Source organism: Pyrococcus sp. (assembly GCF_030153625.1).
Taxonomy (GTDB): Archaea; Methanobacteriota_B; Thermococci; order Thermococcales; family Thermococcaceae; genus Pyrococcus; species Pyrococcus furiosus.
Map to the genome: position 1 here is coordinate 1 of NZ_JASKLM010000066.1, position 7,838 is coordinate 7,838.

9 protein-coding genes and 1 pseudogene are annotated in these 7,838 nt (G+C 39.7%); 2 read left to right on the plus strand and 8 right to left on the minus strand.

All coding sequences use genetic code 11. The features are described from left to right. From PWP39_RS09225 to PWP39_RS09250, 6 genes are all read right to left on the minus strand, one after another. On the minus strand, positions 1-1,022 hold a 1,022-nt coding region (locus PWP39_RS09225; RefSeq protein ID WP_288073525.1), incomplete at its 3' end, for a CoA transferase. Between the two features lie 400 nt (positions 1,023-1,422). Beyond that, a complete protein-coding gene (locus PWP39_RS09230) occupies positions 1,423-1,644 on the minus strand; it encodes a MoaD/ThiS family protein (RefSeq protein ID WP_011012629.1) in 222 nt (73 codons plus the stop codon). 33 nt (positions 1,645-1,677) lie between these two features. Further along, positions 1,678-2,109: an OsmC family protein gene (locus tag PWP39_RS09235; RefSeq protein ID WP_011012628.1), complete on the minus strand. Its 432-nt coding sequence runs from the start codon at positions 2,107-2,109 to the stop codon at positions 1,678-1,680. A 72-nt stretch (positions 2,110-2,181) separates the two neighbouring features. Next, positions 2,182-4,056, minus strand: coding sequence for an aliphatic sulfonate oxidoreductase WOR-like subunit (locus PWP39_RS09240; RefSeq protein ID WP_288073527.1), 1,875 nt, complete (start codon positions 4,054-4,056; stop codon positions 2,182-2,184). A 10-nt stretch (positions 4,057-4,066) separates the two neighbouring features. Then, positions 4,067-4,588: an aliphatic sulfonate oxidoreductase polyferredoxin-like subunit gene (locus PWP39_RS09245; RefSeq protein WP_011012626.1), complete on the minus strand. Its 522-nt coding sequence runs from the start codon at positions 4,586-4,588 to the stop codon at positions 4,067-4,069. Positions 4,589-4,869: 281 nt separating this feature from the next. Then, positions 4,870-5,100, minus strand: a complete 231-nt coding sequence (locus PWP39_RS09250) for a nucleotidyltransferase domain-containing protein (protein ID WP_011012625.1) — start codon at positions 5,098-5,100, stop codon at positions 4,870-4,872. Positions 5,101-5,246: 146 nt separating this feature from the next. Here PWP39_RS09250 and PWP39_RS09255 point away from each other — a divergent pair, with 146 nt between their 5' ends. Together PWP39_RS09255 and PWP39_RS09260 are read left to right on the plus strand one after the other, a co-directional pair. Further along, on the plus strand, positions 5,247-6,935 hold the full coding sequence (locus PWP39_RS09255) for an acyl-CoA mutase large subunit family protein (RefSeq protein ID WP_288073530.1): 1,689 nt from the start codon (positions 5,247-5,249) through the stop codon (positions 6,933-6,935). A 134-nt stretch (positions 6,936-7,069) separates the two neighbouring features. Then, positions 7,070-7,396: a PadR family transcriptional regulator gene (locus PWP39_RS09260; RefSeq protein WP_288073532.1), complete on the plus strand. Its 327-nt coding sequence runs from the start codon at positions 7,070-7,072 to the stop codon at positions 7,394-7,396. Here the strand turns inward: PWP39_RS09260 and PWP39_RS09265 are convergent, their stop codons facing one another. Then, complete coding sequence (locus PWP39_RS09265) at positions 7,397-7,552, minus strand: 50S ribosomal protein L40e (protein ID WP_011012622.1); 156 nt, start codon at positions 7,550-7,552, stop codon at positions 7,397-7,399. Positions 7,553-7,748: 196 nt separating this feature from the next. Continuing rightward, positions 7,749-7,838, minus strand: a pseudogene (locus PWP39_RS09270) (IS6 family transposase); the annotation flags it as partial.

Sequence of the window (7,838 nt, forward strand, 5' to 3'; positions counted from 1 at the left end):
TTCCCCATTAAATTACATAGTTTACTCCATAGTTTATCATTTCCACATCCTATTACAAGACTACCATCTTTTGCCTTGAAAGAATCATAAGGATAAACTGATTCGTACCTGTTTCCTATCCTTTGTGGAATTTCACCTTCAATTAGATATATTTGATTAATTATTTCTAAACTTGCTACTACAGAATCTACAAGAGATACATCTACTTTTTGACCAATACCTGTTTTATCTCTGTATCTTATTGCTGCTAGAAGCCCTATAGTTACTGATAATCCAGCTAAAACATCTCCCATTGCAGTTCCTGTTCTTGTTGGTTCTCCATCTGGCCAACCAGTAGTACTCATTAATCCTCCCATAGCTTGACCTATAATGTCATAACCGGCTCTATCTTTATATGGTCCATAGTGTCCAAATCCTGATACACAACCATAAACTATGCCTGGATTAACTTCTTTTAATGTTTCGTAACCTACTCCTAACTTTTCCATTGTACCTGGTCTGTAATTTTCAATTACAATGTCTGGAACGAAGGCATCTCCACGCTTTGCTCCTGCTTTTTGAGGTGTTATTTCAGCTCCTTCTATAGTGTTTCGGAGGTGTACTACAAGTTGGCCTTCTAATTCTGATTCTTTTTCAAATCTGTATGGCTTAAAGATTTTCAAAGACTTTAGTATAGCTTTTTCTAAATTTCTGTTTCCTCTTGTATGAGTCATCTCATAGCTCTGCCTTCTATCGTATCCTTCTGGTATTTCTTCAACTTCATTAAGAATTGCATCTATTAATTCTTGTTTTTTAGTAGAACGTGGAAAACTTAACCCGAATTCTTCTTCTAGGATCCATAATAGATCTTCTTTGGTTAGTCTTGAGAGTAGAAAAGCGGGATCATAGTTGGACTCATTGACTAATCTCTCAGCTAGTTCACGTTTAGTTCCTGATTTTTTAAGTCCTGCTTCTTCAAGAAATGTTTTGAGTTCTTCTTTAGAAAAGTAGGTTTCTAAAATATCAACAAGAGTAGGTCTCATATTAGTCCCTCCTTTCTGCTTCTCATTACATATTATATCTAGCTGGAGTTTATTATTAATTATAAAAACATAAAACTTTCGGTAGTTCTCCTCTTAGAATTAGAATTTCATCGACAACTTTTTCCTTGGCTTTCTAAAGTATAGAACAGTTGAAACTCCGCTAATCCCGTGCCTACTGGGAGTATAGCCTTAGTATTCTCTAAAGAAAACACTTCCAAGAGAAAGTTGGGATTCTATGTCCCGGAGCCTATAATCTTGCTCTGTAATTTTCTCGAAGCCTTGTAATTTGTAGTATGTTCTCTTAAATATCGTGTACTAAAATGTTTGCTGGATATATAATGTTTGAAGATTTGAGAAAAGATTGAGAGAGTGTGAGTATATCCACTAAAAGCTTTGTTCACTACCCACCATAAACTACTGGAAGGATTTTCAGTACATCCCCATCTTTTAGCTGGTGATCTAGCGAAACTTTCCTTTCATTTAAGATCAAATGATGCTCTGAGGGAGATATCTTCAACATCCTAAGAATGTCTACCACTCTTGCACCTTCTTTTACCTCAACTTCCACCTCTACTCCGTGCTTTAAAGCGAGTTCACCATATAACTTGACCTTTACTTTCATCCCCAGGCACCTGAAAGAAATATAAGAAGACACTTAATACCTCTCAACTTCAATATTTAGGGGAGTTGGGTTTGCTAGATTATCACTAACTGGACAGCGTGCCTCTACTTGTTCAAGCCACTTTTTGAGTGTTTCTTCATCAGCGTCACTCTTTACTTTAATTTTGACTTTAATCTCCTTATATCCTGCCCTTTCGTTTCCTTTACCATAAAGCTTACCTGGGTTGAATACACCTTCTACCTCCACAGTTAAGTCTTCTATGTTTATCCCCATGTCCTTAGCTACCAGAGTTGCGACAATGTTAATACAGCCAGCGAGAGCTGCAAGGACATAATCGATTGGACTTGGAGCTTCTCCATTAACTTTATCCATCATTATCTCAAAGTCTCCAGCTTTGACCTTCATTTTAGTTGGGGAAAGCCTTTCTCCGACAACTTTAATTGTCATGTCTTTGTACTCCACCATAAAGATCACCGTATATTTTTTGTCAATAAAGCCTTAAAAAGCTCATTTAAACCAAAGGTTTAAAAGGAAAAATTAAAGATTTAGGCGCTTCTTAATCCTCTTAACTTCCCTTTTAGCCTCACCAATGCCTAACTCATCCAAAACTTCTTCCTTAGGAATTCCATACTCGTCGTAGCCAATTTCCTCATAATACTGCTTGACCTTTGTCTTTATATCTTCCCTGTTAGGTGCCTTTCCTTTGACAGGACCACTTGGGAGTGGTTCGTAGAATCTTGGTGGATTGTCATCGTCTTTTCTTGGATCCCAAAACACATCTGGTCCGCCTAAGAGAAGAAGTATTCTCTGAAGGTGGATGATTCTTAGGCCAACTTCATTAACCCACTGTTCCGGAGTAATGTTGAATCCACTGAGAGCATTTCCAAACTCAATTATTTTCTCAAACCCGGGCTTTGTGACGAAGTTGCATATTACCGCTGAGTCATAAAATGCTTCAACTAGCTCTCCTGTATATCCCTTTGCTGGAAGGGCTGCAGTTGAGGTGTGATCGCCCCCTTGAACCGAAACTGCATAGCTTATGTCTTTAGTATAGTCAAGTTCGCTCCTTATTCCGTGAGCTCCTACAGCAATTCCCTTCACGTGAACTGCATACTTAGTTACATCGATTCCTTTAATTTCTGAAATCTTTAGAGCTGCTCTGTAGGTTCCCTCTGCAAGTATTTTTCCTATTCCTTCTTTTTCCACTATCAGGTGCAAAAGCTTTGCAAACGCCTTTTCATCTCCCCAGTTGAGCTCAAATCCAAGGTCTTCTTTGGTTAGAATTCCTCTTTGGTAGAGCTCTGCTGCGAATCCCAAGATGTTTCCGGTGTTTATCCCATCTAAACCTAGTTCATCAACGAGGTATGAAAGGTAAACAATTTTCTCTGGCTCAAATATTCCCAGGTTTGTCCCCATATAAGCTTGAAGCTCATAATCTGGGGCATCGCTAATTGAACCTTTGTAGGGACCGTATCTTAGGTAGGAAATCTTCATACAGTTGACTGGACATCCATAGTCTGCCCAATACTTCTTTATCCACGTTCTATTCTCAAAGTTGACAACGCTTATCTCTTCATTGTCATGATACTCCTCTTGCCAGTTCCTTATCGGCTCACTTGACCGGTCATGCCCTACGCTGTATCCTCCAGCACCAGTTCCCCACTCTCTAAAGGTGGTCATTGAGAATAACTCCTTCCAGAATTCTCTGAGAAGAACTTTCATTTTTTCTTTATCATAAACTTCTGGTAAGGGCCCACTGCCCTTTGCAATAACTGCCTTAAGATTTTTACTACCCATGACGGCTCCGTAACCGCCATATCCAGCGGCGTGCATTAGCTTTGTCATTATTGCGGCAAACCGGACTTTATTTTCACCTCCTTTCCCTATGTATATCATTGCTGGCTCCTTAGGAACTCCTTTTAGCTTTTCTTTTTTCCTTATCTCTTCGTGAACCTCTTTTAAGAGGGTTTTATAGAGCTCAATTCCACCCATACCCCAGTACTTTGTTGCGTCTCTTATCTCTACAGTATCGTTGTGTATGAAGAGATATACGGGGGATTTTGCTTTACCTCTGATTATAATTCCATCGTATCCTGCAGCCTTGAGTTCTAATCCAAGTTCGCTACTTAGGACACTCCCAACTACTCCATTGCTTTCGGGAGATTTTGAAACAATGGAAGTCTTCATCCCTGGGTAATAGCCTGTTAGCGGCCCAGTTAAGATCAAAAGGAGATTTTCTTCTCCAAGAGGGTCAACTTTTTCCCACTTCTCTCCCAACTCCTTCCAAAGAATATATGTTCCTAGTCCTCTACCGCCGTAGAACTTTTTTAGAACATCTTCACTTAGTTCAACTTCCTTAACTTTTTCTCTAGTTAAGTCCACATCGAGAAGTTTTCCATTGTATGCATACATTTTCCTCACCTCAGAAATCTTCTCCAAAGACCTTTCTTGCTATATCAAGGCTTTTCTCCTGTGGATCCTTGGCAAAAGTTCTGTAAATTGGCCTGTAGTTTCCTGTAACAATCTTCAGAGCATCATGTCCTGCTTCATGACATATCTCAACACACTTTGGATTTCCACCACAGAGGTCACATATCACTACACTTCCTTTTCCTGCTGGTATCCTCGGGACTTTCCCAGGACAGGCAAGAACACATGCGCCACAGGTTATGCATTTTTCTTCATTAACGACAACAGCTCCTGTCTTTTCATCAACGCTTAGGGCATTTGTTGGACAGGCATTTACACAAGGGTAATCTGGGCATTGAACACAGGTGTGAGGAACGTTAATCCCTGGGAAGAGCTCAAATACTCGGATTCTTGAGGCCTCTGGCCATATAATTCCCTCATGTTCCAGAGAACAGGTGACTTCACATAGCCTACATCCACTACATTTGTCTGGAGTTATTAGAATCCATATCCTTTCTTGAACTTCTTCGCTCATATTATATCACCAGGAATATAGTTGGGAGTTAGTTCATATAAAGATTATTGAAACCTTCAAATATAATTCTAAACATAAAAAGTGTTGTTTTTAACATATTTTTTAAACCTCAACTTTTTCAAGAATTCTGCCTTTTTAATTCTCCCTATCTCTTGACATGCTTGATATCCATACCTTTATACAAATGTCTACTGGGACTCTCATTTATTTCCGACTTTCTTTTGAATGTTTCCCATTATTTCAACTTTAATGTTGTCAATTAGCAGTGCGCCAAAGTGAGATCAGATTTTATCACTTTCTTTAAATTTAACTGGCTCAATTACGAATTCAGAAAATAGCTCTTCAATTTTGCATGCTCCCTCCTTATTGGTCTGAATATCGATGTCGTGAGGCTCAATGGGAACGCCTTGCAGTGCAAAACCTAAGCTTCCTGTAATAGTCCACTTCACATCTGTTTTACTAGGCTTATCATAAATCTTGTAAAGAACTTTGAGGTGTGCTTGAGGAATCATAATTAAGTGCTTAAAGCTTTTTGGTGTCTCTGAGAAATTAGCTGAGATATGAGAGTTGAAGAAGTGGATAAAAAAGCCAGCTATGAACTTTAGGTTTGTAAAGTTTTTTATAGGTAAAATATCTAAGATGTTCTTGGGTGATAATTATGACGTTTGATAAAGAGGCACTAAAGAAGATTAGAGAGGAAGAGAAGCGCTGGGAAGAGACTACTGTGAAGAAGTTCCTCGAAAAAGCTCCTGAGAGGAAAGAAAAGTTCATGACGGATGATGGATTTGAAATTAAGAGGGTATACACTCCAGCTGATCTTGGCGAAGATTGGGATTACATGGAAAAGCTTGGTTTCCCAGGGGAGTACCCCTTCACAAGAGGAGTTTATGCAACGATGTACAGAGGTAGAATATGGACAATGAGGCAGTATGCTGGATATGCTACAGCGGAAGAGTCAAACAAAAGGTACAAGTACCTCTTAAGCCAAGGGCAGACTGGGTTAAGCGTAGCCTTTGACTTACCAACTCAACTCGGTTATGATTCAGATCATCCCTTGGCCGAGGGAGAAGTTGGGAAGGTAGGGGTTGCTATAGATTCACTCTGGGATATGGAGATACTATTTGATGGAATACCCTTAGATAAAGTATCTACATCGATGACAATTAACGCAACTGCGGCCAACTTGCTGGCAATGTATATTCTAGTGGCCGAAAAGCAGGGTGTTCCTCAACATGTTCTTAGGGGAACTGTTCAGAACGACATCTTGAAGGAGTATATTGCGAGAGGAACTTACATATTCCCACCTCAGCCTAGCATGAGGCTTACAACTGATATAATCATGTATTGTGCTGAGAATGTTCCAAAGTGGAACCCGATAAGCATTAGCGGTTACCACATCAGAGAGGCTGGAGCAAACGCAGTCCAGGAAGTTGCATTCACTCTTGCAGATGGTATAGAATACGTAAAAGCAGTAATCGAGAGGGGAATGGATGTAGATAAGTTTGCTCCAAGGTTGAGCTTCTTCTTTGCGGCACACAACAACTTCCTCGAGGAGATAGCTAAGTTTAGGGCTGCTAGAAGATTGTGGGCTTACATTATGAAAGAATGGTTCAACGCTAAGAATCCCAGGTCAATGATGCTTAGGTTCCACACTCAGACAGCTGGTTCAACTCTAACAGCTCAGCAACCAGAGAATAACATTGTTAGAGTTGCAATCCAAGCTCTAGCCGCAGTATTGGGAGGAACTCAGAGTCTGCACACCAACAGCTATGATGAGGCACTCTCGTTGCCGACTGAGAAGAGTGTAAGAATAGCCCTAAGAACTCAACAGATTATAGCTTACGAAAGTGGTGTTGTTGATACTGTGGATCCCCTGGGAGGTGCCTATTACATTGAGTGGCTTACAGACCACATCTATGAAGAGGCACTCAAATACATTGAGAAGATCCAGAAGATGGGTGGAATGATGAGAGCAATAGAGAGAGGTTACATCCAAAAGGAGATTGCTGAGGCAGCATACAAATATCAGAAAGAGATTGAAGAGGGTAAGAGGATAATTGTCGGAGTTAATGCATTCGTAACTGACGAGCCAATAGAGGTCGAAATTCTAAAGGTTGATCCAAGCATTAGAGAGAAGCAGATTGCAAGGTTGAAGAAGCTGAGAAGTGAAAGAGACAACAAGAAGGTTCAGGAGACCTTAGATAAGCTTAGAAATGCAGCTGAAAAAGAAGATGTGAACTTAATGCCATACATTATTGAGGCCCACAAGCACTTAGCAACTCTCCAAGAGGTTACTGACGTACTAAGAGAAGTTTGGGGTGAATACAGGGCTCCCCTTATCTTCTGATCTCTCTTCTTAGTTTTTTCTTTGTCAAGTTTTCAAACATTTTTGTTCAGTTCAAGTATTGGGTAATCGAAAAATATTTTAATGACATATGTTTTATTATGATGAGAGAATATATCTCATTGAAGGTGATAAAGATGGAGGAGTTTATACTCAGACTTAGGGATAAATTCACGAAGGAAATGTTGTGGTTGTATATACTAAAATTGCTCAAAGACAGGCCAATGTATGCGTATGAAATCAGAAACAAGTTAAAAAAGAGATTTGGCTTTGAACCAGCTACAGTGAGTTCATATGTGGTTTTATATAGGTTAGAAGAGGGAGGCTATGTAACCTCTGAATGGCACGAAAGTGAAGCAGGAAGACCTTCAAGAAAGTACTATAGACTTACAGAAAAAGGAGAAAAGTTGTTGGAAAAGGGAATAGAAACAATAGAGAATGTTTTAAACATGCTGAAGTCGTAATCAGCGTCCTCCTCCTCTTGGTTCTTTAGCTTTTGGCCTTAGCCTCTTGTATCCGCACTTTCTGCACTTTTTTGCTCCCCATGGGTTAGTTGCTCCACATCTTAAGCACACGTACTTTTTGAATATTCTGGCCTCTGCTTCTGGGAACCTCGCCATCTTTAACCACCTGGCTAAAAGTTGAGACGCACTTTTTTAAAGTTTGCTTTCCTAAAAGGGATATATGATAGGGAAAGTTGCTTTGTTATTATTTGGATTGGGAGTGGGACTTGTGATTATAACAAAGAATTTAATTGCCCTTTTAATTCCTTCCCTAGGAATCCCCATATATTTTTCGTATATTGCCATGATACTGTCAGGATAACTGGGGCATCACCTCTTGAAGCCACTCAGTCACATCACCAGGCGGACAACCAAACCGAGAATGAAACCTAACAAAATTATA